Origin of the sequence: Pseudonocardia halophobica (assembly GCF_050948485.1) — a bacterium.
GTDB classification, from domain to species: domain Bacteria; phylum Actinomycetota; class Actinomycetes; order Mycobacteriales; family Pseudonocardiaceae; genus Pseudonocardia; species Pseudonocardia halophobica.
This window is the reverse complement of the sequence record NZ_CP192046.1, coordinates 466,144-492,306: the sequence shown is the minus strand read 5'-3', so window position 1 is coordinate 492,306 and position 26,163 is coordinate 466,144. Positions and strand designations below refer to the sequence as shown.

Annotated in this window: 19 protein-coding genes and 1 pseudogene; 14 read left to right on the top strand and 6 right to left on the bottom strand. The window is 71.5% G+C overall.

Translation table 11 applies throughout. The annotated features are described in order from the left end of the window. The first annotated feature begins 10 nt into the window (after positions 1 to 10). Both ACQP04_RS02450 and ACQP04_RS02445 read left to right on the top strand, forming a co-directional pair. A complete protein-coding gene (locus ACQP04_RS02450; RefSeq protein WP_433505454.1) occupies positions 11 to 2,557 on the top strand; it encodes a M48 family metalloprotease in 2,547 nt (848 codons plus the stop codon). 1,036 nt (positions 2,558 to 3,593) lie between these two features. Further along, positions 3,594 to 3,764 (top strand): hypothetical protein, encoded by a 171-nt coding sequence (locus ACQP04_RS02445; protein ID WP_433505453.1) that lies wholly within the window; start codon positions 3,594 to 3,596, stop codon positions 3,762 to 3,764. A gap of 1,329 nt (positions 3,765 to 5,093) precedes the next feature. Here the strand turns inward: ACQP04_RS02445 and ACQP04_RS02440 are convergent. Then, entirely contained in the window at positions 5,094 to 5,618 is a 525-nt protein-coding gene (locus tag ACQP04_RS02440) for a hypothetical protein (protein WP_433505452.1), read from the bottom strand. Between the two features lie 510 nt (positions 5,619 to 6,128). On the opposite strand from ACQP04_RS02440, the gene ACQP04_RS02435 reads away from it, so the two are divergent. Then, positions 6,129 to 6,677: a transposase gene (locus tag ACQP04_RS02435; RefSeq protein ID WP_433505451.1), complete on the top strand. Its 549-nt coding sequence runs from the start codon at positions 6,129 to 6,131 to the stop codon at positions 6,675 to 6,677. Between the two features lie 79 nt (positions 6,678 to 6,756). On the opposite strand, the gene ACQP04_RS02430 is transcribed toward ACQP04_RS02435, so the two are convergent. After that, positions 6,757 to 6,963 carry a hypothetical protein gene (locus ACQP04_RS02430; protein WP_433505450.1) on the bottom strand — a complete coding sequence of 69 codons (207 nt, stop codon included), beginning with the start codon at positions 6,961 to 6,963 and terminating at the stop codon, positions 6,757 to 6,759. 95 nt (positions 6,964 to 7,058) lie between these two features. Between ACQP04_RS02430 and ACQP04_RS02425 the strand changes: the two genes are divergently transcribed. The 7 genes and pseudogenes from ACQP04_RS02425 (at position 7,059) to mobF (ending at position 17,976) form a co-directional block, all read left to right on the top strand. Then, complete coding sequence (locus ACQP04_RS02425; protein ID WP_433505449.1) at positions 7,059 to 7,643, top strand: hypothetical protein; 585 nt, start codon at positions 7,059 to 7,061, stop codon at positions 7,641 to 7,643. Continuing rightward, positions 7,640 to 8,854, top strand: a complete 1,215-nt coding sequence (locus ACQP04_RS02420) for a serine/threonine-protein kinase (RefSeq protein ID WP_433505448.1) — start codon at positions 7,640 to 7,642, stop codon at positions 8,852 to 8,854. The genes ACQP04_RS02425 and ACQP04_RS02420 overlap by 4 nt, the downstream gene beginning before the upstream one ends. An 86-nt stretch (positions 8,855 to 8,940) precedes the next feature. After that, positions 8,941 to 9,469 (top strand): annotated as a pseudogene (locus ACQP04_RS02415) (IS5 family transposase); the annotation flags it as partial. Positions 9,470 to 10,079: 610 nt separating this feature from the next. Continuing rightward, positions 10,080 to 11,144 carry a DUF2637 domain-containing protein gene (locus ACQP04_RS02410; protein WP_433505447.1) on the top strand — a complete coding sequence of 355 codons (1,065 nt, stop codon included), beginning with the start codon at positions 10,080 to 10,082 and terminating at the stop codon, positions 11,142 to 11,144. Further along, positions 11,141 to 13,012, top strand: a complete 1,872-nt coding sequence (locus tag ACQP04_RS02405; RefSeq protein ID WP_433505446.1) for a type IV secretory system conjugative DNA transfer family protein — start codon at positions 11,141 to 11,143, stop codon at positions 13,010 to 13,012. The genes ACQP04_RS02410 and ACQP04_RS02405 overlap by 4 nt, the downstream gene beginning before the upstream one ends. Next, positions 13,002 to 13,661: a hypothetical protein gene (locus ACQP04_RS02400; RefSeq protein WP_433505445.1), complete on the top strand. Its 660-nt coding sequence runs from the start codon at positions 13,002 to 13,004 to the stop codon at positions 13,659 to 13,661. The genes ACQP04_RS02405 and ACQP04_RS02400 overlap by 11 nt, the downstream gene beginning before the upstream one ends. 124 nt (positions 13,662 to 13,785) lie before the next feature. Next, positions 13,786 to 17,976, top strand: a complete 4,191-nt coding sequence (mobF, locus tag ACQP04_RS02395) for a MobF family relaxase (protein WP_433505444.1) — start codon at positions 13,786 to 13,788, stop codon at positions 17,974 to 17,976. On the opposite strand, the gene ACQP04_RS02390 is transcribed toward mobF, so the two are convergent. After that, positions 17,964 to 18,560 (bottom strand): hypothetical protein, encoded by a 597-nt coding sequence (locus ACQP04_RS02390; RefSeq protein ID WP_433505443.1) that lies wholly within the window; start codon positions 18,558 to 18,560, stop codon positions 17,964 to 17,966. The two genes, mobF and ACQP04_RS02390, sit on opposite strands and share 13 nt — an antisense overlap. A 457-nt stretch (positions 18,561 to 19,017) precedes the next feature. Here ACQP04_RS02390 and ACQP04_RS02385 point away from each other — a divergent pair, with 457 nt between their 5' ends. The 4 genes from ACQP04_RS02385 (at position 19,018) to ACQP04_RS02370 (ending at position 21,753) form a co-directional block, all read left to right on the top strand. Beyond that, the gene (locus tag ACQP04_RS02385) at positions 19,018 to 19,158 is read left to right on the top strand and encodes a hypothetical protein (protein WP_433505442.1); all 141 of its coding nucleotides are present in this window, start codon (positions 19,018 to 19,020) and stop codon (positions 19,156 to 19,158) included. Positions 19,159 to 19,692: 534 nt separating this feature from the next. Beyond that, the gene (locus ACQP04_RS02380; protein ID WP_433505441.1) at positions 19,693 to 20,664 is read left to right on the top strand and encodes a hypothetical protein; all 972 of its coding nucleotides are present in this window, start codon (positions 19,693 to 19,695) and stop codon (positions 20,662 to 20,664) included. A 121-nt stretch (positions 20,665 to 20,785) separates the two neighbouring features. Then, the gene (locus tag ACQP04_RS02375) at positions 20,786 to 21,229 is read left to right on the top strand and encodes a DUF7144 family membrane protein (protein ID WP_433505440.1); all 444 of its coding nucleotides are present in this window, start codon (positions 20,786 to 20,788) and stop codon (positions 21,227 to 21,229) included. Between the two features lie 92 nt (positions 21,230 to 21,321). After that, the gene (locus ACQP04_RS02370) at positions 21,322 to 21,753 is read left to right on the top strand and encodes an SHOCT domain-containing protein (protein WP_433505439.1); all 432 of its coding nucleotides are present in this window, start codon (positions 21,322 to 21,324) and stop codon (positions 21,751 to 21,753) included. A gap of 246 nt (positions 21,754 to 21,999) precedes the next feature. Here the strand turns inward: ACQP04_RS02370 and ACQP04_RS02365 are convergent, their stop codons facing one another. From ACQP04_RS02365 to ACQP04_RS02355, 3 genes are all read right to left on the bottom strand, one after another. After that, positions 22,000 to 22,461 carry a hypothetical protein gene (locus ACQP04_RS02365; RefSeq protein WP_433505438.1) on the bottom strand — a complete coding sequence of 154 codons (462 nt, stop codon included), beginning with the start codon at positions 22,459 to 22,461 and terminating at the stop codon, positions 22,000 to 22,002. Between the two features lie 517 nt (positions 22,462 to 22,978). Further along, a complete protein-coding gene (locus ACQP04_RS02360; protein WP_433505437.1) occupies positions 22,979 to 23,203 on the bottom strand; it encodes a hypothetical protein in 225 nt (74 codons plus the stop codon). A 105-nt stretch (positions 23,204 to 23,308) separates the two neighbouring features. Next, complete coding sequence (locus tag ACQP04_RS02355; protein ID WP_433505436.1) at positions 23,309 to 25,882, bottom strand: LuxR C-terminal-related transcriptional regulator; 2,574 nt, start codon at positions 25,880 to 25,882, stop codon at positions 23,309 to 23,311. Between the last annotated feature and the right edge of the window lie 281 nt (positions 25,883 to 26,163).

Genomic DNA, 26,163 nt, shown 5'->3' with positions numbered 1-26,163 from the left:
GGGCCGACCGATGACCAGTCCGACGACCGACCTGACACGCGGCCCGATGGCCACGGTGCCCCGCGTGCTCGCGCTGCCCAGTTCGACGACGCTGCGGATGCTGCTCGTCGCGGCGGCTCTGCTGGTCACCGCGATGTTCGTCGGAACCGCCGTGTACAACGCGCTGCTCGGGCAGGCATGGACCGGTGCCTACTACGGCTGCCTCCCCACCGGTGCCGTGCTGCCGTCGTCCACCCTGCAGCTCCGGTGTACCGCACCGGAAGAGGCCCGCCGCGCGTGGTTCGCCCTCGGCGCCGCCGGGGTGGCAGTCCTCTTGGCCGCAATCGTCGTGCTGGCGGTACCGCTCGTCGTGGCGCGGCGGCAGGGCCTCCGCGCTCCCGGTCCCGGCTACGCACGGGGGGTCGAGGCCGTCGCCGCGTTGGCCGGGATCGCAGGCGTGCCGGTGCCCGGTGTCCTCATCCGGCCCGGCTCACGGGGCCAGCCGTTCTGCCTCGGCCGGCCGGGCCGCCACATGGTCGTCCTACCGCGCAAGCTCGCGCTGCGCGGCGATCCGGCCACGTTCGATGCGCAAGTCGGCCACGAGATCGCACACCTCCGGCACCGGGACGTCACGCTGTCGTGGCTGGCGCGGTCCCTCTGGTACGTGCTCGGGCCGCTGCTCGCGCTGCCCGTCGTCCTCGCCCTGGTCCAGGCTTCGTTCGGGCTCGCCCTGGAGATCGCGTGGCGTGCCATCGTGCTGATCGCCGTGGTCGCGGTGCTGATCCGGGGTCTGCTGCGCGCCCGTGAACCCGACGCCGATCTGCGGGCCGCCGAGCTGTTCGGCGCGGGACCGGTGCTCGACGCCGTGCTCGCCCGGCAGTCCGAGACGGTGGGCCGGCAGTCGTTCCTCGCCTGGCACCCGTCCGCGACGTACCGCCGTCAGGTTCTCGCGGACCCGAGCCGGGCCGCCGCGATCGGCGCGCTCGACGGCATGGCGATCGGCTTCCTGGTGGCCGTGGCGCTCCCGCTCGTCCATGGCGTCGTGTCGGCCGCGTTCCTGTCGTCCGGGGTCGCCGGCCTGCCCGAGCTCGTCGCGGCGTCGACGGTCGGTGCACTGGCGGGTGCGGCGATCGGACTCGGGCTGTGGCGCGATGCCCTCGCCGCCCGCAGCGGCGTTCGTCGGACCGGGACGCGGGCCACCGCGGCGGGCGTGCTCGGCGGGGCCCTCCTCGGTCAGCTGCCCGGGCTCGCCGGCGTCGGCCTCGGCAGCCCGCAGGTGCTGCTCCTGCTCCCCCTGATGCTGTGTGGGGCGGCGGTGCTCACGGGTGGGCTCGGTGAGCTGTGGGCCGCCGGCGCGGGCGGCACTCGGGGGCCGTGGGAGGTCGGCCTGCCCGCGGCGCTGTGCGGGGCGGCGGCGACGATCGTCGCGACCTGGGCCGCGCCGCAGGCGGAGTTGCTGCTGCTCGAGCGGGGTTGGGCCGATACCGCCGCATGGCTGACGACGGCCGGCGCTCTGGTCCTCCCGATCGTCGTGACCATCGGCCTCGCCTCCGCGGCGGCGTGGGCGCTGCGACCGCGGGCTTCGGGGACCCCGCCACGCTGGTGGGGAGGCTCGTCGTGGGCCCCGCCACGGCCGCGGGGACTGCTCGTCACGGGCATCGTGGCAGGTGTCGTCGCGGCCGCGGTGCCGGTCCTGTTCCGGCTGACGGCCGGGCCGCCGGCGACCGACGCCGACGCGGTGGCCCGGTTCGACGCGACGATCTTCGGAGGCGGCCTGCTGGCGGCGGCCGTCGTGCTGATGTTCGGCATGCTGCGCGGCGGGCCCGGGGTGGGCGCGGCGCTGGCCGTCGCGCCGGTCGCGGCGCTGCTCGGCGGGGCGGGACTGCTCGTGGCGGTCGCGATGACGGGCGGTAATCCGGGCGCCGTCGCCTTTCCGTTGCTGGGCGGGGTGGTCGGCTCCGGATCGGTACTGATGCTCGCGGCCGCGCCGCTGCTCCTCCTGGTGCCCGGTCGCCCGAGCGGGCCGATCCTTGCCGTGGGGGCCGCGACCGTCGTCCTCGGCCTCGCCGCCGTTGGTGGGGTGCTGCTGGAGCGGGCCACGGTCGTTCCTGGCCTGCCGACGGACCTCACGTCGGCACCCGGCCAGCAGACCCCGGCCGCCCCGTCGACGAACGATCCCCTCCCAGAGGTGGCGGATCCGGTGGTCCCCCGGGCCTACTACCGCGACGTCGTCGCGAGACCGCTGCTGGAGGGCCGCAAGGCCACCGCGGACGCGTTCCGGCAGCTCCAGCAGGAGAAACCGTCGAACGCCGTGGCAGCGACCCGCATCCGTACCGAGATCCTCCCCGTCCTCGAGCAGATGGCGGACGCGGCGGACTCGGTGCGCCTCGACGACCCCGAGGTCCAGGAGATCCACGACCACGCCCGGGACGGCGCCCACCTGCAGGTGCAGGGGTTCGAGGAGGTCGCGACCGCGCTCGAGCGAAACGACCGCGCCCTGCTGCAGCACGGCAACTCGATCATCGCGATCGCAGGGGTCCAGTGGGAGGAGTGGGCCCGCGGGGTGCAGACGCTCTGAGGAGGTCGGACATGGCACGGAAGACCATGTGGATCGCAGTGGCGGCATGCGCCACCGGCCTGGTGTTGGCATCGTGCGGCAATGGTTCCTCCGGTAGCGCGGCTTCCCCGAGCACCCCGTCAGCCGGTGCCGCCCTGACCAGCGCCTCGGCCCCGCCCCCGACGTCGGAACCCGCCGTCCCGCCGACCACGGTTCCAACCCGAACCACCACGGTTCCAACTCGAACCACCACGGTTCCAACTCGAACTACCACATCTCCAACCCGAACCACCCCGTCGACGGCCGCAGCCTTCCCCGCCGAACTCGTCGGCGCCTGGGCTGGAGAGGGCGGCGCTCGCCTGACGTTCGCCGCGGACGGCCGGTACGACGGCACCACCAGGCTCGGGAGCGGACGGGCTTCCGTCAGCGGAGCCCGGATCACCTTCCGCCAGTCCGGCGGGGCAACGGTCGAGACGACCTGGTCCGTCTAGGGTGGACGCCTCTACCTTGGCACCAGCGTCTACCTCCGGGACGACGCCGCCACCGGCTCCTTCTCCCTCGTCGGGACCTGGGAGGAGCTGAACGGCTACGCCCAGTTCCGCTTCGGCGCCGACGGGGCCTACACCTTCGCGGACCCGGCCCACAACCGCAGCAGCCAGGGCCGCTACTCGGTCGTCGGGACCACACTCACGATCACTCCGACGGGCCGCGCTGCCCTCACCTACGGCCTGCGGTACGACGGCACCACCCTGACCTTCCTCACCGCGGACGGCTCGAGCGCGGGCGAGTACCTCCGTGTGGGGTGAGCGGTGGCTCCGCCCGCCGGCCGACGACCGACCTCCTCGCCCTTGCCGCGGACGTCCCGCAGCAGGTCTACTCCCCGACCAGGTCCGGTCGCCTCAGCTCAGTCCTGCCTTTCCTCCGCACCAGGCCCAGAAGTCGTCGACGCGGAGCAGGTCAAGGTGAAGCGCCCGCAGAGCAACGAGGACGAACGACCTTCACCTGAGACGAGCACCATCGAGCGCGGAGGAGAACCCCGTCCACACGGTCGAAAGGAATGGCCGACACGCCCCGTCCGGAGGGTGCCGAGCCGTCGGGCCTCAGCCCGCGCGGCACGGGCGCCATAATCAAATGCACCTTGAACGACACCAAAGCCGACAAACACAATGCCTACGTGACCTGGGTCCTGGGCTACGGCACACCGCATCATCAGGTCGAGCGGCAATAGCACCGGCAGCACGTTCATCGACAGCGGCGCCCGCCGTGGCGGGCACATCTTGAAGTGGAAGCTGTGCACGAAGTGCAAGCTCGACCGGACACTGCTCGACCACCTACAGCTGGACCTTCCGAGCCGGCACCTGGTCGAGATGGGTCAGCGATGCCTCATCCCACTGTTCATATGATCTGTGGTGCACTCTGAACGACGGCGTCCGCGAGTCGATCGAACTCCCCGCCTCTGAGGCGCTGCGTTGTCGCCGTGGCGATGGCCTGCCCTACGATTCCGACAGCCTCGCCGTCGACCTCACCCCGCACGCCCTGCACCACCTCTATCGGCTTCTGGTCTTGCACTACGCCAACGCGCGCCCCGAATGTGAAGTACTTCCCGTTCGACTCCGAGTACGCCGAGGACTAGGTCCTCAACCAGCTCCTCCGCGAGCTCATGCCGACTGAGCCAGCTCGCGTAGGACGGATCAGGGCCATCGACATGCAGCCACGGCCCACCCAACTAGCCAAGTTGCAACATCCGACGAGGTCCTGCGAAGGCGTCAGGCGGCCGCTCGAACTCGCAGTCATTGCTAGAGTGCACCTGACGCTGATTCGACATCTTCGCAGCTCAGATGGGGTGGGCCCAGGGGATCGAACCCTGAACCCGCGGATTAAAAGTGCCGAGCCCCGGGTACCGTTGACTGGAGTTTGCTGGTCAGGCTGACCGACTCCGTCGCATCGTTGTCTGCTGTGGCGTGGATAGTGCCAAGTTCGCAGTCATCGTCGCAGTCATGCAGTTGATCTTCGCTAGGCCGTGCGGGCCGACAAGCTCGACCGACCAGCTCCCACAGCTGCATCGCCGTCTGCGACGGGCCCGTCCACGGCCACACCGACGGCGACGTAGAAGGGCCGGCTGCAACGGAGGAGCCTCGGCATGAGCGCTCCGCGACGCGACGCGATTCCCGTCCAGCCACCACTGCCGCCGTCGCGCTCGGCCGGGTCGTAACGGTCATAGGAGTTGGTCTGTGGGGTCGGCGTTTCTCGAGGCAGAGCAGGTCGAGCCGGCCGTAACGGGCGACGACTCGGGACAGTATTTGTTCGGCGGATCCGTCGGGACCGGCGGGTAGAGGGCATGTCGATCCGCGAGCTCGCGAGCCGCACGGGACCTCGATCTCGCCTGCAGCCGTGGTTGCGCTCGGCAGCCCCGGCGGGATCACTCGGTCTGCTCCCAGTAGCGCCGGGAGGCGTAGAGCTGCGCGCGACCAAGACCGACCTCTACGACACCAACATCAACGCCTGGCCCGACAAGTCCGGCTGGCGGTTTCTGCTTTACGGGCTCCGCGACGCCTATTCAGACGTCGACGAGGAGCGCAGGGTTGTGGCGGCGGAGCTGTGCGACCAGCTCGTCGACGTCGGTCCGTTTGTGGATCAGGCGTACCGACCAGTTCGCCGTCCTGATCACGATCGGTGTGTGGTGGCCGGAGGTGAGCGCGGAACGCCGCACGCTCAACACACCGGTCGCGTGCACCTGCCGGGTACGAAACAGCAGGCGGGCCCTCAGCTCGCCGCCGGCGTCGACGGTGACGACGAGCGCTGTGGTCGCCAGCTGCCAGCCGATCACCAGGGTAATCGCAAGCAGCACGAGCCCGGGCAGCAGCGGAAACCAGCGCGCCGGTCCGCTGGATCGCCACGCGAGGACGGCCAGACCCAGCACCGGCAGGAACAGCACGACGCTGATCAACCAGGAGATCCAGTACCAGGCGCGCCAGAACCCCCGCAGCGGCCACCGCCGGACATCGCGATCGGACATCGCTTTGAACTCCCGTCCCCCGGGCCGGATGCCACCGGTCCCGTTCGGGGCGATCCGCATCGTCACCCGCGTCATCCCGTGGCGGAGACCGGCCTACCCGGCGAAGCCATGCCCGCTGGGCCCACGAGAAGCGGCCGAGGGCGTGGGCGCTCCGCTCCCCACCCGGAACCCTCGTCGCGCCGATCCAGAGATGCTCCGGCTGCTCGCGACGTGCCCTGGAACCCGGGCGGCACTCCGGATAGACCCATCTGCAGCAGGGCGCCGAGACCGAGGGCATCCGGACAGCTAGCCCAATCGATCCAGTAGCAGAGCCAGAGCGTGCCCTCCCGGCCCGCCCCGACGATCACCACCCGCATGGCGACCACCTCCGCATCAAGCGCCCGCAACTGAGCGTAGGAGCCCGCAGTATGGCGGGACACCGTCTTGCAGACCGTCCCTGCGGCGGCCAGATAGTTGTGTCCCGTGGCGTGGTGTAGGTCCTCGGCCGGGACGGCGTGGGTGACCTCGGGGTAGGGGGCCATCGTGCGACGGTCAGCGAGACCGGCTCAAAGGTGCTCGCGGAGGACACGACGCACGATGACCCTGGACCAGTCTGCCCTGCTCGAGGTGTTGGAGACACTCAAGGCCGCCTATGTCGAAGACCGCGTGCGCTCTGCGGCGGAGACGATCTATCAGGCGTTGATCGAGGCCGAGCTGACCTCGGTGATCGACGCCGCCCCGCACGAACGCAGCCACGCGCGCACCGACCAGCGCAACGGCCACCGCCCGCGCACCCTGACCAGCACGGTCGGCGACCTGGAGCTGCGGATCCCGAAACTGCGCACCGGCTCGTTCTTCCCCAGCCTGCTCGAGCGGCGCCGGCGGATCGACCAGGCCCTGTTTGCGGTGGTGCGCCGACCTCGACGACGAGGTCGGGGCGTTTCGCGACCGCTCCTATCCGAGCAGGCGTTCCCATATGTGTTCCTCGACGCGACCTACTGCAAGGCCCGGGTCAACCGCCGGGTCGTCTCCCAGGCGGTGGTGGTCGGCACCGGGGTGGCCGCCGACGGGCGCCGTGAGGCGATCGCCGCCGGCCTCGGGAAGCGCGGCCAGGTCGCTCTTGTGTGCACTGAGCGGCCCTACTGACGTCGTCGGTGTCGGGCCGGGTGCCGATCTCCTCAGTGGGGTGTCAGCATGACGGCGCTGTTGGCCTATTGCAGGGCGCTCAGGGGCGCACGCGAATGACGGTCTTGCCCTTGCGCCGCTCGGTCGGGTTGAGCGCGGGGATGGCCTCGTCGAGGGTCGCGACGGTTCCGACGTGCGCGCGAAGGCGCCCGTCCAGTACCCGGTCGACGATCTCCACCACACCAAGCCAGCTCATCGGCCGACCGCGCGCGTCCTGCGCATGAGACTGGCCGCAGAACGGGTCCATTCGGCCGTACTCATGGTTGTCTGGCAGCGCGCCGCGGGGCGGGACCGCATGCTGTTCCACACAGGTGACGAGGGCCGGAAGGTGGGTGGTGCGCGGTGTCCCCAGAGGTGCTGTTCTGGGTCGTGGTCGCCGTCGTCGTGCTGATCGTGCTCGGGCTGTTGTTGCTAATCGGTGGCCGGGTGCGGGGACGGCGCCGCACCGCGGCGCTGCGACGGCATTTCGGCCCGGAGTACGACCGCGTCGTGCACGCCTCGGGCGGGCAGGCCCGCGGTGAGGCCGAGCTGCGGCGCCGGCTGCTTCGCCGCCGCGAACTCGACGTCCGCGACCTAGACGCCGACGAACGGGAGCGGTTCAGCGGGCAGTGGGCCCAGGCGCAGAACTCGTTCGTGGAGACCCCGCACGCCGGGCTGCGCGCCGCCGATCTGGTGATCCAGCAGGTGATGCGGACGCGCGGCTACCCCGTCGAACACTTCACCCAACGCGAGGAGATGATCTCGGTCGACCACCCGGACCTGGTCGAGCACTACCGCGCCGCGCACGAGTCCGCGGTCGCCGACACGCGCGACGAGGCGGACACCGAGCAGCTTCGGCAGGCGATGGTGGACTATCGCTACCTGTTCGAGGAAATGATCGGTGCCGGGCACCCGGAGAGCACCCAGCGAAACCTGCCGCAGCCATGACCGGCCCGGACCCCGACCCCGCTGCCACCGCTGCCACCGCTGCCACCACCGATCATCTCCCCGTTCCCGCGCCGCGCGCCGCGGAGGACGATGTCGGGGAGGGCGCCCTGCTCGCCGGCCGCTACGAACTGCGCCGGCTGCTCGGCGAAGGTGGGATGTCGCGGGTGTTCCTTGCCTACGACCGCGACCTGGCGCGGCCGGTGGCGGTGAAGCTGCTGGCGCACGCGGGCAGCGCGGATGACCTGGGCCGGCTGCGCGACGAGGCGCGCGCCGCGGCCGCGATCGACCATCCCGGCGTGGTGACGGTGCACGACGTCGGCACCAGCCCGGCCGGCGTGCACGTAGTCATGTCCTACCTGGAGGGTGAGACGCTGGCCCAGCGCCTGGAGCGGGACGGGCCGTTGCCCCCAGAGGAGGTCGCTGCGGTCGGGCGCGCGGTGTGCGGCGCGCTCGCCGCGGCCCACCGCGCCGGCGTGGTCCACCGGGACATCAGCCCCGGCAACATCATGCTCGGCCCGGACGGAGCCGTCACCGTCACCGACTTCGGCATCGCCCGCCTCGGCGACGGCGCCGGCCGCACGAAGACCGGCTACATCGTGGGCACCCCCTCCTGCATCGCCCCAGAACAGGTCCGCGGCACCGGGCGGCTGGACGGGCGCGTCGACCTCTACGCGCTGGCATGTTGCCTGTTCATCGCGCTGACCGGGCGGCCCCCGTTCACCGACCCGGACCCGTTCACGGTGGTGCTGGCCCACCTGCGTGAATCCCCACCCCGCCCCTCGTCTCTGATCGAGGAGGTGCCGCCCGCGCTGGAGGCCGTGCTGCTGCGGGCCCTGTCCAAGGACCCGAGCCGGCGCTACCAAGACGCCGCCGCGATGGCCGACGCCTTGACCGCAGCCGTGCCCGCCTCACTCCCTGCCTCACTGCCCGCAGCCTCCGGGCCAGGCACGCCCACCCGAGCTCGGACCCGGCAGCTGGAGACCGCCAGCGTGGCCGACCCGGACCCGGACACCGGGGCTCAGCCTGGCCCGAAACCGTCGCCGGTACCGGCTGCCGGCGCCGGCGTCTGGGCACTGGACAGCGTCCTCTCTGAGGTCGACCACGACGACGGCACCGCCGCGGACCGCGGTCGCCGCTGGGGCGTCGTCCTGATCATGCTCGCTGTGCTGCTAGCGGTGGGTGCCGCGCTGGTGGCCGTCGTACTGGCCTAACCGGACTCGCCTAAAGAGCTCGTTTCAGAATGATCTCGGCGTCCCTGCCGTAGACGGGTGATGAAGTTGGCCAGGCTGCGGTCGTCGTGGAGGATCTTGTTCCGGACTCGCCGTGGGAGCGGGTCGCGCCGCTGATACCCACGCGGGCGCCGCGGCGACGCCGGTTCACCGGACGGCTGCCAATGGACGACCGGGTCGCGCTGGCCGGAATCGTCTACGTGCTGCGGACCGGGATCACCTGGAACCAGCTGCCGGCCGCGATGCTCGGCTGCTCTGGGGTGATCTGCTGGCGGCGGGTGCGGGACTGGACCGAGGCCGGGGTGTGGCCGGCTCTGCGCGAGCTGCTGCTCGCCGAGCTGCGCGCGGCCGGGCAGCTGGACCTGGAACCGGATGGCGGTCGACACCTCGCACGTGCACGCGCTCAAAGGGGGACAACGTGGGGCCGTCCCCGGTCAACCGTGGCCACCCGGCTCCAAGCACCACCTGAGCGTCGACGGTCACGGGCTCCAGCTCGCCGTCGCCCTGACCGGCGGCAACCGCCACGACATCACCCAGCCGCTGCGCCAGCTCGACGCGATTCCACCGATCCGCGGAACCCGAGGCCGCCCGCGGCAGGCCTGCCCGACGACTCCGACAGCCTCGCCGCCGACCTCACCCGGCAGAGCCTGCGCTACTTCTACCGGGTTCTGGTCTTGCTCTACGCCGAGGCTCGCCCCAACTCGACGTACTTCCCGTTCAGACACCGAAGACGCCGAGGGCTACGGCCTCGACCAGCTCCTCCGCGAGCTCGTGCTCACAGAGCCCAGCCCGCGTAGGACCGATCAAGGCCATCGATATGCAGCCACGGCCCACTCAACTAGCTTAGCTAAGACACAACATCAGACGAGCTGCGAAGACCTACAGCAGCCGCTCGAACTCGCAGTCATTACTGGATCGCACCGTGTCCCCGATCCCACATATTCGCAGCTCAGATGGGTGGGCCCCCAGGGGATCGAACCCTGAACCCGCGGATTAAAAGCTAGCTATCGCGGGTGTCAGCCGCTGACGATCAGCGGCGGCTTCAGCCGTTTCAGCAGGTCAGACCTATCGTCGGGGTTCCGGCCGTATCGGTCGATGACGGGGTCACCCGGTCCGTCCACGCACAAACGACGCACACACTCGGCCCTCCCACGGGGGCCGCCACGGGGCCTGATGTCCACCCAATCAGGCGGGCCCGGGCGCAGCGATGCTGACGCTGGCCGGGCCCTTGATCAGCCCCAGGAGGCTGACCCGTGAACATCTTGTCCGACGGCGCGTCCGGCTTCGACCGCGACCTCCAACTCGCTACACACCTTCACGTCCTTGGCGCCGACCCACACGACACCACCTTCTGCCCGCGTGCGTCGCGCTGCGAACTCTGCGGACGGTCGAGCGGCCTGGCGGTCGAGACCTTCCCCTTGAACGACAGCATCGCGTGCTTCACCGTCTGCCAGCTCTGCGTCCCTACGCAGTCCCTCGTCACGCCCAGCCGCGTGGAGGCGCACGCAGGACACCTGCGCTCCCCCGCCCATCGAAGCGCTACGCCTGGCGATGCTGGTGGTGCGCGATGAGCGGACGTTCTCCCCGCTGGGTGCGAGTGGTGACAATCGCGTCGGTGTCCGTGGTCGCCGCGGTCGCGGCGGTCGCCTCATACGTCCACATGCACGAGCTTGCGACCGAGGCCGGTGAGGGCTGGCGCGCTCATCTCATTCCCCTCTCGGTCGACGGGCTGCTGGTGGCGGCCTCAATGGTGATGCTCGTCCGCCGCCGAGCGGGCCTTCGTGCGGGTGTTTTGCCGTGGACCGGGCTCGTGCTCGGGTTGGCTGCGTCGCTCGGCGCAAACGTCGCCGCGGCGGCACCCACACCGCTCTCGTGGATCGTGTCCGGCTGGCCGCCGCTGGCGCTCGCCCTGTCCTTCGAGCTACTGATCCTGGTCACCCGGCAGCCCGAGGCAGCCGCCGTCCTCCCAGACGACGAGGCCACACCCAACTCCGACTTCATTTCGGAGTCGGACGCGACGCAACCGCTGCAGGTCGTCGACCCGAGCAGCTGGTGGTCGGACGCTCCTGCACTTGACGACCCGGCCGAGATGTCCAGCGGCCATGGAGCATCAGGGCGCGATCCGGACACCGATCGGCGAGCAGCCGAGCTCATCGCGGCCGGGGCCGGTCGTGTCCGACTCGAGCGCGAGCTTGGCGTCACCGAACACGTCGCCAAGCAACTCATCCGCGCCCACCGCGACACGGCCGAACAGGGGCGGAGGACGTCATGAACTCGCTACAGCTCCTCATCCTCGCCGCCTCGATCGCCGTGCTCGGCGCGTTGGCATGGCGCCGGCGCCGTCGCGCACTAGCCACGCTGCTCCTCGCAGTCTGTGGGTTCCTCGCGTGGCACGCCGTTCTGACCGCACCCAGCCACGCCGTCTTCCTCGTGCTGGCCTTGAGTGCATTGCTCTGCCTGAGCATCCTGGGTCTGATCGCCGCGCGCCGGTCTCGTTCCGCGTCAGTGGTGACCCGGTGGGGTCAGCGAGCCCGTCGCAAGGCCGGCGTGGCCTCAACGCTCGATGTCGTCCGCACAGGCAGCGCTCTCGCGGTGCGGCGACGCGCAACCGCCGTACGACCGTCACTTCGCATCCGCACACACCTCGAGCGGGCTCGCACAGCCACCACCGAAATCGCAATCCCTCTCTGCCGCGTCGGGCCGCTGCGGGTCTGGTCGCTGCTCGAAGACGTCGTGTGCGTGTTCGGCGGCCCCCGCACCGGCAAGACTGGCTGGCTCGCGGGCCGGGTCCTCGATACGCCCGGCGCCGTCGTCGTGACCTCGACCCGGAGCGACCTTCTCGAGATGACCAGCGGGCTGCGGCGCCAACGCGGGCCCGTGCACGTCTTCAACGCCGTCGGGCTCGGCGGCATCACGTCCACCGTCTTCTTCGACCCGGTCTCCGGTTGTCAGGACCCGATCATCGCCGCCGAGAGGGCGAGCGATCTGCTGGCAGCAGGCTCGGTCGCCCGCGGCGGAGACCGTGAGTACTGGGAGGCCCAGGCCCGACGGGTGTTGACCGCATTCCTGCACGCCGCCGCGTTGGGCGGACGCGAGATGCACGCGGTATTGGCGTGGGTGGCCGACCCGGACGAGCACAAGCACGAGGTCACCTCGCTGCTGCGGCTATCACCGAACCGGGCCTACGTCGAGGACGCCAACCAGTTCCTGACCACGAACGAACGCACGCGGTCGTCGATCACGTCCACTGTCATGCCCGCGCTGGGCTGGCTGAGCTCGCTCGCGGCCACGACGGCTGCGTCTCGTCGAGGAGGGCTACCCGCCCTGGACGTCGAGGAGCTGCTGCGCTCGCAGGGCACGATCTACCTGCTCGGCGCCGATGAGAGCCAGGTGGCGCCACTTGTCTGCGCGTTGACCGGACACATCGCCCGCGAGGCCCGACGCTTGGCTGCGACCAAGCCGTCGGGACGGCTGGATCCGCCCCTGATGCTGGCCCTCGACGAGGCGGCCCTGATCTCCCCGGTGCCGCTGGAGTCATGGACCGCGGACATGGGCGGACGCGGAGTAGCGATCGTGGCTGCGTTCCAGTCGCGGGCCCAGCTCGTCGCGCGGTGGGGCGAGACCGGGGCGGCGATCATCCTGAACAACACCGCCTCGGTCATGGTCTTCGGCGGAACCCGCGACCGCGACGACCTCGACTACTGGTCGGCGCTCGCCGGCGAACGCGACGAGCCCGTTGTCACCACCGACGACGGTGGCGTCGTGCTGTCCCGCACCGTCCGGCGGGTCCCGGTCATCGCGCCCGCGCAGCTGGCGAACCTCCCGTTCGGGCGGGTGCTGCTCATACGCCGCGGGATGCCACCGGTTCTCGGCCGGGTGCGTATGGCCTGGAAGCGCCGCGACGTCCGCACCCACACCCGCACCCAGACCCACGAGGAGTGGGAGGGCCGGGAGGCCGAGCCGGCGAATTCTCCCGCCGGGCGGGAGATCTCCCACCCGGATCTCCCGCCTCCCGACAGCACTCCCATAGCGCCTCCCGCGACATCCCACTTCGCCGCCAACAGCGGTGAGCTGCAGCCCTCAGTGAGCGAGGGCCGGGAGCCAGCCCGGCGGGTGTGGGAGGTGCGCGGTGTCGGCTGATGCCGAGCGGCGGGTGGTGGCCCTCTCCCGGGAACTGGAGCGCACCACCCGCCGCCTCGGCGAACTCGACGCCCTGGTGCGCGAGCTGGCGGGCACCCTCGCCGAGCTCGCCGCCGCCCCCGCCGGCGGCCAGCCGCAGGCGCCGGCGAGTCCGGTCCGGCCCTGGCTGGGCACCCCGGATGTCGACACGGCGGTGACCGATCTGGAGGACCTGGCCGCTTGGCTCGCCGCGGTGTACCTGCGCTACTCCGACGCGCTCCTGCCGTCCTGCTGGGCCTGGCACGCCGACATCGTCGAGGAGCTGCACTGGCTGCGCGGCGCCTACAACGACGCCTACGGCCTCACCCCGCCCGGTGCCGGCTCAGCGGCGCGTTCGGGGCCCTCGTGGCAGAAGGTCGGGGACTGGCACGACCGCCTCCGCCCCGGCGTGGTGCGCCGGATCAAGACCACGGTGGGCTCCTGCGAGCTGTCCCGCCACGCCCCCGGCCAGTACCTGCCGCACCGCCAGGGCACCGCCCCGATGGCCCAGCAGCTGCGCGCGATCGGCGCCTCCTGGGCCAGCACCGGCTCACCCCCGACCGTCACCGACAACCTCCTCGCCCAAGCCCGCCACGAACAACAACTCCATCTCCGGAGCCACCAGCCATGACCCTCCAGTCGCCTTCACAACCGTCCTTTCAACATCAACTACTCAAGATCACAAACCGACGCACACCGATGCATCACGATCCCGAGGTGTCCGCGGCCTACGGCCGCGGCAGAGGAGAGCCGCTGTGCTGAGCATCGCCACCGGACACGACCCCGGCTACCTCACCAAGGCCGTCGCCGGCGGCCGGGAGGGCTACTACACCGGCGCCGAAGCCACCGGCGAACCACCCGGGCTCTGGTACGGCGCCGGCGCCGAACTCCTCGGCCTACAGGGGCAGGTGGACGCGGAGTTGATGGAGGCCGTCTACAGCCATCTCCTTGATCCCCGAGACGCCACAACACACGCCAGAGCAACCTGGGGCGACGCCACCCCACTCGCAGCCGGGCACCGCCGGTACCGGAGCGCGGAGCAGATCTACGCCGACCTGCTCGCCGCGCATCCTGAGGCCGGGCCGGAGGAGCAGGCCCAGCTGAAGGCTCGGGCCGAGCGGTCGGCGCGGCAGGCGGTCGCCTTCTACGACGTCACCTTCTCCGCCCCGAAGTCGGTGACGGTGTTGGGGGTGGCGTTCGAGCGCGCCGAGAACAACGCCCGCACGGCCGGCGACCACCAGGCGGCGCAGGCCTGGGGGGCGCACCGGCGGGCGGTCGAGGACGCGGTGCTGGCCGGGGCGCGGGCCAGCATCGACTACCTCGCCGACGTCGCCGGCTACGCCCGGGTCGGGCATCACGGCGGCGGTGCCGGGAGGTGGGCCGACGCCCACCAGTGGGTCATCGCCCAGTTCCTGCAGCACGACTCCCGCGACCGCGACCCCCAGCTGCACGTGCACCAGGCCGTCCTGAACCGGGCGCCGTGCGCGGACGGGAGCTGGCGGGCGATCGACGGGCGAGCGATCCACGATCACCGCGGCGCCGCGGGCGCCCTCGGCGAACGGGCGATGGAGGCCCACCTCACCCGCTCCCTTGGGGTCCGGTTCGCCACCCGCCCTGACGGGAGGGCCCGGGAGATCGTGGGAGTGAGGCAGGAGGTGCTGGAGCTGTTTTCCACCCGGCGTCGCGCTGTCACCGCAAAAACGAGCGAGCTGATGCGCGCGTTCAGCGAACGGTTCGGCCGGGAGCCATCCAACCTCGAACGCACCCGCCTCGCCCAACAGGCCACCCTGATCACCCGCGCCGGGAAGTCGCACAAGGGCGAGACCGTGGCCCAACGCCTTGACCGGTGGGAAGCCGAAACCCGCAGCCTGGTCGCCGGCGGGCTGACCCAGGTGGCCCACGACGTCCTGGACCTTGCCCAGCAGGCCGGGCCGGCCGAACCCTGGTCGGTCGACGACGTGGTGGAGCGGGCCCTGGCCTCGGTGGCCGAGCGGCGCCAGTCCTGGTCGCGGTCGGACCTGACCCGAGCGATCTCCGACGCCCTGCCCGGACACCTGCACCTCGACCCCGCGCGCGTGGGCGAGTTACTCGACGGGCTCACCGACATCGCCATCGACCGCGCAGTCCGACTCAACGTCGAGGAGGAGACCGCCGGGCTGCCGGCCGAGCTGGTGCGGGCCGATGGCCGGTCCGTCTACGCCAAGCCCGGCGCTGCCCGCTACACCACCCACGGTCAGATAGCCGCCGAACGCGAACTCCGCAAGGCCGCCGTCGTCCGCGACGCCCCCGCCCTCGCCGTCGACGAGGCACGAGCAGTGGTGTCCCGGTTCGCCGAGTCCGGCCGCGAGCTCGGCGCCGACCAGGCCGCTGCCGTCGTCGGGGTGCTGTCCTCCGGGGCCCGGGTCGAAGTGCTCTCCGCCGCGGCCGGCACCGGGAAGAGCTTCACCGTCGCCGCCATCGCCGACGCCTGGACCGCCACCGGCCACCACGTCATCGGACTGGCGCCCTCACAGATCGCCGCCCAGGTCCTCGCCGAAGAGGGCCTCCCCGCCACGAACGTCGCCCGCTGGCTCACCCTCGACCCCCTCCTGCAGCGCGGAGACCTGGTGGTCGTCGACGAGGCGGGGATGGCCACCACCGGCGATCTCGCCCGCATTCACCAGCACGTCGCCGACGCCGGGGGCAAGCTGCTGCTCGTCGGGGATCCCCGCCAGCTCGCCGCCGTCGGGCCCGGTGGTGTTCTCGCCGACCTCGGTGCACGCGGCCTGCGCTACGAGCTCGCCGAGGTCCGCCGCTTCACCCATCCCTGGGAAGCTACCGCCTCCCTACAGCTCCGCGACGGCAACCCGACCGCGCTGGAGGTCTACCAGCGCCACGGGCGGATCCGCGACGGCGGCGCCACCGAGCAGACCGAGACCGCAGCCCGCCGAGCCTGGCTCGCCGACACCCTCGCCGGCCGCGAATCCCTACTCCTCGTCGGCTCCAACGACGCCGCCGCCCGCCTGTCCGCCGAGCTACGCGCCGAACTCGTCGCCCTCGGCTGGGTCGCCGAGCACGGCGTCGAACTCACCGCCCAAGGCACCATGGCCGGCGTCGGGGACCTCGTGCAGGCCCGCCGCAACGCCTGGCACCTCCTCGGGCACGACGGCAACACCCGCGCCCCGATCAACCGCCAGACCTACCGCGTCACCGCCACCCGCGACGACGGCGACCTCCAGGTCACCGACCCCACCGGCATCACCCTGTCCCTGCCGCGCAGCTACGTGGCCGAACACCTGACGCTGGCCTACGCCGCCACCGTGCACGCCGCCCAAGGCCGCACCGTCGACACCGCCCACGCCGTCATCGCACCCGGCGCCGACACCGCTGCGCTCTACGTCGCCCTGACCCGCGGCCGCCACCACAACACCGCCCACGTCATCACCCGCCCCACCCCCGAGGACTCCCCTGCCGGGCAGACCACCACCGTCGAACCCCGCACCGGGCGTGCCGTGCTCGCCGACATCCTCGAACGCGACCACACCGACCGCACCGCCCTCGCCGAACACGAGCACGCCAAACACGAGTCGACCTCCATGGCGCGCCACGTCGACCGGCTCGCCGCCGAGATCGCCGACACCACCGCCGGCAGAACGAACACCCTGCTCGACCGGCTCACCGACGACGGGCACCTCACCCGGGGCCAGCGCCTCGACCTGGCCGCCGACCCCGCCCTGCCCGGCCTCGACCGGCTCCTGCGCAGCTGCGAACTCGCCGGCCACCACCCCGACGCGCTCCTGGCCACCGCGGTCACCGCGGGCAGCCTCGACGGCGCCGACCACCCCGCCCAGGTCCTGCACGCCCGCATCACCAAAACCCTCGACGGCACCCCCGCACCCCAGATCAACAGCTACGCCGAGCTCATCCCCACCGACATCGCCGAGCACCGCCACGAACGCCTTCACACGCTTGCCGATGCCGCCGACGACCGCCGCCGCGAACTCGGCGCCCAGACCGCCGAGCACGCCCCGCAATGGGCCGTCGAAGCGCTCGGCCCCGTCCCCGACGACCCCGTGGCCCGCGCCGAGTGGGAACACCGCGCCGGCTGGGCCGCCGCCTACCGCGAACTCGCCGACCACACCGACGACCAGGACCCCCTCGGCCCGCCGCCCCCGGCCGGCGTCGCCGAACACCACGCCGCCTGGCACGCCGCCCACACCGCCCTCGACCTACCCGACCGCGGCGCCGACGAACAACAAATGACCAACGGCCAACTCCGCGTCCGCGTCGCCGCCTACGAACGCGAGAAGACCTGGGCACCCGAATGGGTCGCCGACGACCTCGCCGCCGCCCACGAACAGGCGCAACGCCACCACACCGACGCCGAACTGTGGAGCGCACGGGCAGAAACACTCGGCGGCCCCGAGCGCGAGCTGCTCCTGGTCGCGGCCGCCGAAGCGCGCGTCGAGGCCGAGCGTGCCGCCGCGCGGGCGGGCGAGCTGGAGATCATCGACGAGGCTCGCGCCAGCTGGTACGCCCACACCGCCATCACCCGCGTCAACGCGGACCGCGCCCGCAATGAACTCGCCGCCCGCGGCGTCGACCTCGACAGCCCCGCCGACCAGGTCACCGCCCAGGAATGGCTCGACGCCCACCGCGCCGAGCAGCTGGTCGAGGACCACCACCGCGAGATCACCCAACTCGATCTCGCGCCGGACGAACGGCAGCCCGCCGTCGGCGCTCGGACCGAGCAGGCCTTCGACAGCACGACCGGCGACAGCGCAGTCGAGGCGATCCGGCGCGCGCAGAACGCCCTCGCCGAGATCCACGCACGAGACCAGCTCGACCTCGCCCACGGAACAGAGGAGTCCGCCGAACAGGCCCGCGCCCAACAGCTCGCACTCTGGGCCGAGCAGGACCGGGCCCACGAGATGGCCCCGGACCAGGCAGCCGGTTATGAGCGCTGACCAGAGGCGAGCGAGGCCTTCGTCCGGGTGATGAGGTCCACGAGTTGCCGGCAGCGCCGAACCTCGCGCTCGGCCCGACGGCGCAGCTCCAGCCGCCGCTCGGGCTCCTCGAACGCCCACGGCCGGACTGCGATCTCCCGCTCCATCAGCTCCTCCGGCGACGGCAGCGACCCATCAGCAAGTCGCTCCGGAATCGGCAACGGCGGCCGGCCCTGCCGCCCCAACAGCCAGCGCAAACACACCTCGCCGCCCTCAGCCCAGCCCACCCCCGCAGGCAAGACCGGCCAGTACCGCACACCGAGCTCGGCGCAGATCTCCTCCAACGGCGGCGGCGGGACCCCGGGAGTCGCCGCCGCCGCACACGCCCACATCTCCGCCGTCGCCAACTTCCGCGTCACCGGCGACTCATCCCGCTCCGTCACAGGAGCAAGCCGCCCGCCACGAACCCAACCCAAGCAGGCCGCCACCCCCGCCGCGAAGGCCGACTGCTTCTCCCGGTCCACGGCGTAGGCAATCCAATGCAGATCATCGAGTTCGCGGCAGGGGCGAGCCGACCACTCGGGATGCACGGGCAACCACGCCATGTGCTTCAGTATCGCGCCACAATGCGCCTCCACCACGGTCTCGTGTACTCGGCACGTCAGTTACATGCCGAGGCAGGGTGGCCTGTCTGTCCGGCGGCCAGACAGGCCGCTGATGCCCCGCGCTTGGGCGGGCAGTCACCTCACTGTCGCGTCGACACCCGAGCACTTCGCGCTGGTAGCCACAACTGAGAAGAGCGCCTCGTCCCGCGGCGAGGACGCTCGAGCAAGACACTCCGCACAGTACGGGCATTTCCGTGGCCTGAGGATGGCGACCTCGACGTTCCGGCCCCCCGTACCGAGGCACACGTTCATTCCCCGGGGATGAGGGTTTCGCGTTTGCCCGAGGGGAGCCTGGCGAGCGGTGAACGAGAGCCGACGAGGGAGCCGAAGGCCGATGCACTACGAGTTCCGTGTCGACGGGGTCTTGTCCGACGAGGCCCGAGCGGCCCTCGGGGGCATGAGGATCACCGTGCTCCCGCCCCAAACCGTGATCGACGTCGACGTTCTCGACGACTCGCATCTGCACGGCATCATCGCCCAGCTCGACGCCCTCGGTCTCGCGCTGGTCTCGGTCCTGCCGGACCCGAGTGTGGGCTGAGGGTCTGAGTCGTCCGAAAGCTCCACGGAGCGCGCGACGGACCCGCGGTCGCCTGAAGGAGGTGATTCCCCCGGTCACCACGCGGCACACGGTGCGCTGGTCCGCTTGCCGCAGCCGAGGAGTGGCCGCGATGTCTGTCGTCGACCGACCCGATCAGACCGGCCCCACCGGAATGAAAACGCCGACCGCCGGCGCCGCACCGGCCCCGGCGCCGCTGTCCTCCGAAGAACGGGCGGAGCTGGAACGGCTGCGTTCCGAACTCGCGGCGCTCCGCGCCGTGCCCCCCGCCACCCCCATCGGCTGGGCGCCCGCGCCGCCCGATCCGGTGGGCCTCGGTCGGATCGGCGGTCCTGCTGGTCCTCGGGCTGGTGCTGGTCCCGGTATCGGTGCTGGCGGTGTGGACGCACAACCAACTCTCGGACACCGATCGATTCGTCGCGACGGTGGGCCCCGTCCTGCAGGACCCGGCGGTGCAGACCGTGGTGGCCGACCGGGTGACCGGCGAGATCTTCGCCCAGGTCGATGTACAGCCACTTGCGAATCAGGCTGTCGACGCGGGCGGCCCAAGGTGTACCCACCCCGGTCGTCGAGCGCCTGCACGGGCTCACCGGCCCGCTCGCCGACTGCACCCGCAGCTTCGTCGGGGGGAAGGTCCAGGAGGTGGTGGCCAGCCCGGCCTTCGTGACCGCGACCCAACAGGCGCTCACCGTGTCCCACCAGCAGATCGCGGCCGTGCTCGCCGGGCAGTCGTCGGCGGTCGGCATCCAGGGCGGCGAGGCGGTCCTCGATCTGCATCCGTTCATCGAGGCCGCGAAGCAACAGCTCGTCGCCTCGGGGTTCGAGCTCACGGCGCGCATCCCGGCCATCCATCCCACAATCGAGCTCTTCCCGGCCAGCACCCTGGTCCGGGCCCAGACGCTCTACCACCTGCTCGACGTGACCGCGACCTGGCTCCCCTGGGTGACTCTGCGGCTGATCGGTGGCGTCCTGCTGGCCCGACGTCGGCGGCGGGCGGCCATGGTCGTGGGCCTCGGCGTGATGGCGACGATGTTCGTGCTCTCCGGGGCCCTGTTCGTTGCGCGCGGGCTCGTGGTCGGCGGGGTCGCCGATTCGTCGGCCGCGGCCGCGTCGTCGGCCTTCGACATCGTGGTGCGGTTCGTCCGGGCCGCGTTGCGCACGTTGTTCGTGGTCGGTCTGGTGGTCACCCTGGCGGCGTGGGTCACAGGCCCCGGGCCCGCAGCGGTTCGGCTCCGCGGCGTTCTGGCGCGGGGCATCGGGTCGGCGCGGTGCGGCGCGGTCGGCCGCCGGCTCGCGGAGGGCCCGATCGGACCGTGGATCAACGACTACCACGTCGCCCTCCGGATCGGGCTGGTGGTCCTCGCCGCTCTGGTGCTCGTGCTGATCGACCGCCCGTCGGGCTGGGACGTGCTGCTGGTCGTCGTCGTACTGGTCGTCCTGCTGGGGGTCGTGGAGTTCCTCACCAGCCGCGACCTCGGGAGTCCGTGACATCGACGTCGTCCACCCTGGAGGCCTCCGCGGTGCCGGAATCACCCGTTCCGGATGGCACAGCGCGTATCACGGCGGCCGATCGTCACGACCGACACCAAAACCTGGGTAGGGAGCCGTGATGAGCACGCACGCCACACCGCGGCGGAAGGATCCCGTCGCGAAGACGACCACCGGTGCGGGAGCAGGCACCGAGTTCGCCACGACCTTCGCCCTGTTGGCCGCGGTCCTGATGATGCTGGGCGGGGCCTGCGGCGTCCTGACGGGCATCGCGGCCGTCGTGCACGATGAGGTCTTCGTGCGGACGCCGCAGTACACCTACGCGCTCGACCTCACCGCCTGGGGCTGGACGCACCTGATCCTGGCCGTACTGCTGGGCGCTGCCGGGGCCGGTGTGCTGTGGGGCGCGACCTGGGCTCGGGCGGTCGGCATCACGGTGGCCGCGCTGAACCTCGTGGCCCAGTTCGCGTTCCTCCCGTACTTCCCGATCTGGGGGCTCGTGCTCATCGCGCTCAACCTGATCGTGATCTGGGCCCTCGCCTCGTACCGCGGCGAACCCGCCTGACGCGAGGGACCCGCCGGCCGGAACGGCTCCGGCCCCGGACACGGCAGGCCCCCGACGGGCAGGCCGGCACACTTGAGAGAAGGGGGTTGGACATGCTGCTCGCACAGACCAACTATCCGTTGCTGGACCTGTTCTGGACGATGCTACTGTTCTTCGGGTTCGTCGTCTGGTTCTGGATGATGTTCGTGATCTTTGGCGACATCTTCCGACGCGACGACATCGGTGGCTGGGGCAAGGCCGGCTGGACGGTGCTGATCATTGTCCTGCCGATCCTCGGCTCGCTCGTGTACCTGATCGCGCAGGGCCGGAAGATGGGTGAGCGCAGGGCGGCCGACGTCAGCGCAGCGCGCGACGCCTACGAACGCGACGTACGCAGGATCGCCACTGCGAACGGGACCGGGGGCGCCCCGACCACGCAGATCGCCGAGGCCAAGCGCCTGCTCGACCAGGGTGCGATCACCCCGGCCGAGTACGAGGCGCTCAAGGGCAAGGCCCTCGGTCAGGTCGGCGAGGCGGCGCACTGAGGGACGGTGTCGCCGCCACCGACGCATTACCCCGACCTGTGACCTGCCGGGGTCGCGGAGGACTTCGCGGCCCGGCGAGGGCTGCGGCGCGGTGGCCCGACGTCTGCGTGGTGAAGGCAACGGGGCGCACGTGCCTTCGCCGCGCAAGCCTCGGTCTACGACCACGTCGTGCCCTCGACGAACTGATATGGGAGCGGCGGGACCGACTGGACGGTAGGCCGCGAGCAGCGCGGCCTGCCGTCCCTGTCACGACGGGGGCGGGGTCGCGACCGGGGGCACCCCCGGGCAGCCCGTCCGGATGCTGTCGACGATCGGCTTGGCGGCGGCCTCGACCTGCGCGACGGAACCGGTGAGCGCGCCCAGCTTCGCCGACAAGGTCGCCTGGTCCTGGATCGACGCGATGGTGGTCTGCAGTGACCCGAGCGCCTGCTCGAGCGCGTCGACCTGTGGGCCGAACTGGGAGCCGGCCGCGTTCGCCAGTTTCTTGCCCGCGGCCGCGAGGTTCTGCAGCGCGGCCTTCACGCCCTCGGTGCCGACCTTCGTCGCGTCGAGCTGGAGGATCGCGTTGGCCGCCGTCTGGAACTCCGTGGCAGCGGTGCACAGCTCAGGCGAGTACGCCGCGGAGGCGGGCGCCGACGTCGTGGTCGGCGGTGCGGGCGGTGTCGACGGCGGTGCCGCCGACTGCGAGGAGCAGCCTACGAGCGTCACTATGCCGAGCACGCCCGCCGCGGCCGCGCGGAATGCGGCACGCCCTCGGGTCCCCCGCTGCACGGACCTGTCGACGGTGTCCACCATGAGCCTCCAGCCTTCGGGAGCGGCGGACGATTCGCCGCTCGGGTCCTCCGTTACCGCGCTCGCTCAGCGCCCGTGGACCGCTTGGTCCACCACGATCGCCAGGCGGGCGATCAACTCCTGGGCCTCTCCTCGCGTAATTACGCCCCGGTCGACCGCGGCCTCGGCCTCGGCCCGCAATCCCGCAACCAGCACGCGGGCCGGGTCGCCGGGCGGTGGGGGTCCTCCGCCCGGTTCCCCGCAGCACCACAGGTCGGAGGAGTCGAGGGCCGAGCTCGCCGTTGGGTTGTGCCATCCGCCGCCTCCTCGACCCGCGAACGGTCACCCTTCGCACCATCCCCGACGAGTGTCGGTCGACGAGAATCGACCGAGGTCATCCGGGATGGGTGATCGTGGTCCGCTCCGACCGGGGCCGCGGCGAGGACGTCCAGGGTCAGCGCTGCGGTACCTGCTGCGGGGGGGTCGGGAGGCGCTGGAGCCCGACGAGTTCGATTCCGAGGTCCTGCAGCCGGGCTAGCAGCTGCTGCAGCTCTGCCTGGCTGTCGACCCGGGCGCGCAGCTCGGTCTCCGTGGTGCGGGCCGGGCGCAGGGGATCGAGTGCCGCCACTAGCGCGGGGCTGAGGCGGCCTCGTACCCGCACCGAGTACTCCGAGCTCATCTGACCTCCTCGGGACGACGGGTGCCGACGATGCGTGTCGACGATGCCACTCAAGGGACAGCGGCACACCATTCGCTTGGGATGAGGGCGGACCGTGGCCACGGGTCAGAGAAGCCCCAGCAGTCGTGCTCTGCGGACCGCGTCGCGCCTACCCGACGCGCCGAGCTTCCGGTAGAGGGCTCTCTGGTGGGTCTTGACGGTGCTGACCGAGACGTAGAGCTCGGCGGCGATCTCGACGTTGCTGAGACTGCTGGAGAGGTAGCGCAGAACCGTCCGCTCCCGCTCGGTCGGCGCGTCGGCAAGTGAACGGACCTCACCGGTCTCCTCCGGCCCGGCCGTGATGCGTCCGAGGAGGTCGAGGGCGAACCCCGGTGCGGCGGTGCCGCGCTCGAGACAGGCCTGCAGGAGGAGTCGTAGTTCCGCGCCCTCGGCGAGGAAGGGGCCCCGCAGCCCCCAGGGTAGGGCGGCGACGAGGGCGTTCTCGAGCAGGTCCCGGGCGCCGGTATCGTCCCCGGCCGCCGTCGCCAGCATGGCGTCGAGGATCAGGATCTGCACGCAGGGCCGGGTCGTCGAGAGGTCGTCGAGGCGACGCCGAAGCTCCCCGGCGCCCGCAAGATCACCGAGTCGCAGCCTGAGCCGCGCCGCGCTGAGCAGACCCGCCGATGTCGTCGGTGGACCCAGGTCCTCGAGGAGGGCGAGCGTGCGCTCCGGCTCGCCGGTCCCCGCGATGAGCGAGGCCTCGAGGATCCGAGCACGTTCGAGCAGGACGGGCGGAGCGCGATCGCCCTCCGCGTCGAGCTGTGCCCGCAGCGTCGCGAGGGCACTCTCGTGATCTCCGGCGGTCGCCCGGCGCTCGGCCGCCAACAGGGCGGTCGCGAGCCGCACGTGCGGCTCCGCACCGAAGTTCCTCAGTTCCGGCAGGCGCGCCAGCCGCTCGTCGGCGGCAACCAGCTCCCCCCGGCCGAGGGCCACCTCGACCAAGGCCAGATGAGCGGCCGCGACCTGCGCGGTGTCCTCCAACCCCGCCGCGGCAGCCGTGGCGAGAACCTTGCGACCCTCGGCCTCCGCGACATCGAGCTCGCCACGCTCGGCGCGGAGCAATGCGCGGTAGGACCCTGCGTTGAGCTGCGCAAGGACGACACCCGGCAGGGCGGCGTCGACAGCGGCGGTGAGATGACGTTCCGCGGCGGCGAGGTCGCCGGTCCACAGTGCTGCGGTCCCCAGGTTGTTGTGGGCGACGACGGGCACGATCTCCCCGCCGGCCATCCCGAGTGCCGCAAGCGTGTCGGGCTCGAGCGGGACCCGTCGGTAGGCGTGCTGAACCGAGGCCCAGTCGCCCGTCAATCTCCCGAACCCGCCGGCGCTCATCTGCCGGAGCACCTCGGCCCGTTGCCTACGGCGGCTCGGTAGCCCGTCGGCCGCCACCCCACGTGCAGCCTCCAGGAGATGGGGTACATCGAGCCCGCGTCCCTGCGCGACCCGCGCTCCCGCCAGTCCTGCGGCCAGCTCGGGGTGCACTCCCGCGACCGTCCTCGGGACCTGGGCGAGTACTCGCTCGAGCACTGCACCGTTGCCGGTCATCACCAGCGCCACCGCGTGGACGCCCGTGAGGTCGGCCGCCAGCCGCCACAATCCTCCAGTGACAGCGAAGTGGATCGCCTCGAGTGGTTGGCCGTTCGCACGGAACCATTCCGCTGCCCGTCGATGCAGGTCGCGACGCTCGCGGGAGGACAGGGTACGGGCGCGGAGGATGTCCTGGATGAGACGGTGCAGCCGGAACCAGCGGCCCGGCCGATCCACCTCCCGGACGAAGAGGTGTGCCCCGGCGAGGTCGGCGAGCACCTGGCCGGCGTCGGAACGACCAGTGAGCACGCGAGCGAGGTCCGCACACACGAGATCGACGACGCTGACCGCTGTCAGGAATGTCAGGAGCTCCGGAGTCTGGTGGTCGAGCACCTCGGTCAGCAGGTATCCCGCGACAGTGTGATCGTCACCGGAGAAGGCGGCGACAGCGGGCTCGACGTCCGTGCGGTTCTGCAGGTGCAGCGCCGCCAGCCTGAGTCCCGCCGCCCATCCCTCAGTCCGTTCCAGTAGCTGTTCGATCTGAGCGCGGGTGAGCTCCACTCCGAGACGCGAGAACAGCTCTTCGGCTTCGCCGTAACGGAACGCGAGGTCGGCGGCCCGTACGTCGCGAACAAGGCCGGCCAGTCGCAGCCGTTGCAGCGGCCAGGGCGGGTCCCTGCGGGTGGTAACTACGATCGACAGGCCTGCGACCGGCCGCTCGACAAGGCGCAAGATCCCGTCGTGCACCTCGGACGAGGTGATCTCGTGCAGATTGTCCAGGACGAGGACGATCGGGGTCGGGACGTCGCGGACGGCGTCGACGACGGTGCTCGGCAGGTACTCGGTCGGCACACCACCGCCAACAACCTGGTGAAGGGGTTCGATCGTCTCGCGCCCGGTCGCGTCGCGCAGTGCCCCTGCCACGGCCCGCCAGAAGGGCTGCGGCTCGTCGAGGTCCGCCTCGAGATTCAGCCACGCCACGGTCCGGTCGTCCGGGCCGGCGTCCACCCACGAGCTGAGCAGAACGGTCTTGCCCCATCCGGCGGCAGCGGCCACGAGGGTGACCGGGGCCGCGATGCCGGCCTCGAGGACGTCGTGAAGTCGGGGCCTCGACACGAGGCCTCCTGCGACGGGAACGGACACCATCGAGCGGCCCGGCTCGGGGCGGGTCCTGCTCGCCCTCCTCACCCTGACCGCTCGATGCCGCGTCATCCGTCCTCGTGCCCGCCTGTCGGTCGTGCGGCCTGCCGGACTCCGCTGCCGCCGTGGCCGGCGCGACGTTCTGCCGGCTCCGCTTCCGCTGTCTCGCGTGTCAATTGTCGATGCCCGAGTCACGATGACGGCCCGACCTTCCGGTGCGAAGTGGCGAAAGTCCCCGAGCCCGGCTAATCCGGCTA

Coding starts and splice junctions, on each gene's coding strand:
- ACQP04_RS02420 (WP_433505448.1), top strand. CDS start 7,640: ATGACCGGCCCGGACCCCGACCCCGCTGCCACCGCTGCCACCGCTGCC.
- ACQP04_RS02385 (WP_433505442.1), top strand. CDS start 19,018: ATGAGGATCACCGTGCTCCCGCCCCAAACCGTGATCGACGTCGACGTT.
- ACQP04_RS02360 (WP_433505437.1), bottom strand. CDS start 23,203: ATGAGCTCGGAGTACTCGGTGCGGGTACGAGGCCGCCTCAGCCCCGCG.
- ACQP04_RS02410 (WP_433505447.1), top strand. CDS start 10,080: ATGCTGACGCTGGCCGGGCCCTTGATCAGCCCCAGGAGGCTGACCCGT.
- ACQP04_RS02390 (WP_433505443.1), bottom strand. CDS start 18,560: ATGGCGTGGTTGCCCGTGCATCCCGAGTGGTCGGCTCGCCCCTGCCGC.
- ACQP04_RS02450 (WP_433505454.1), top strand. CDS start 11: ATGACCAGTCCGACGACCGACCTGACACGCGGCCCGATGGCCACGGTG.
- ACQP04_RS02430 (WP_433505450.1), bottom strand. CDS start 6,963: ATGGACCCGTTCTGCGGCCAGTCTCATGCGCAGGACGCGCGCGGTCGG.
- ACQP04_RS02435 (WP_433505451.1), top strand. CDS start 6,129: ATGACCCTGGACCAGTCTGCCCTGCTCGAGGTGTTGGAGACACTCAAG.
- ACQP04_RS02375 (WP_433505440.1), top strand. CDS start 20,786: ATGAGCACGCACGCCACACCGCGGCGGAAGGATCCCGTCGCGAAGACG.
- ACQP04_RS02370 (WP_433505439.1), top strand. CDS start 21,322: ATGCTGCTCGCACAGACCAACTATCCGTTGCTGGACCTGTTCTGGACG.
- ACQP04_RS02445 (WP_433505453.1), top strand. CDS start 3,594: ATGGCCGACACGCCCCGTCCGGAGGGTGCCGAGCCGTCGGGCCTCAGC.
- ACQP04_RS02405 (WP_433505446.1), top strand. CDS start 11,141: ATGAACTCGCTACAGCTCCTCATCCTCGCCGCCTCGATCGCCGTGCTC.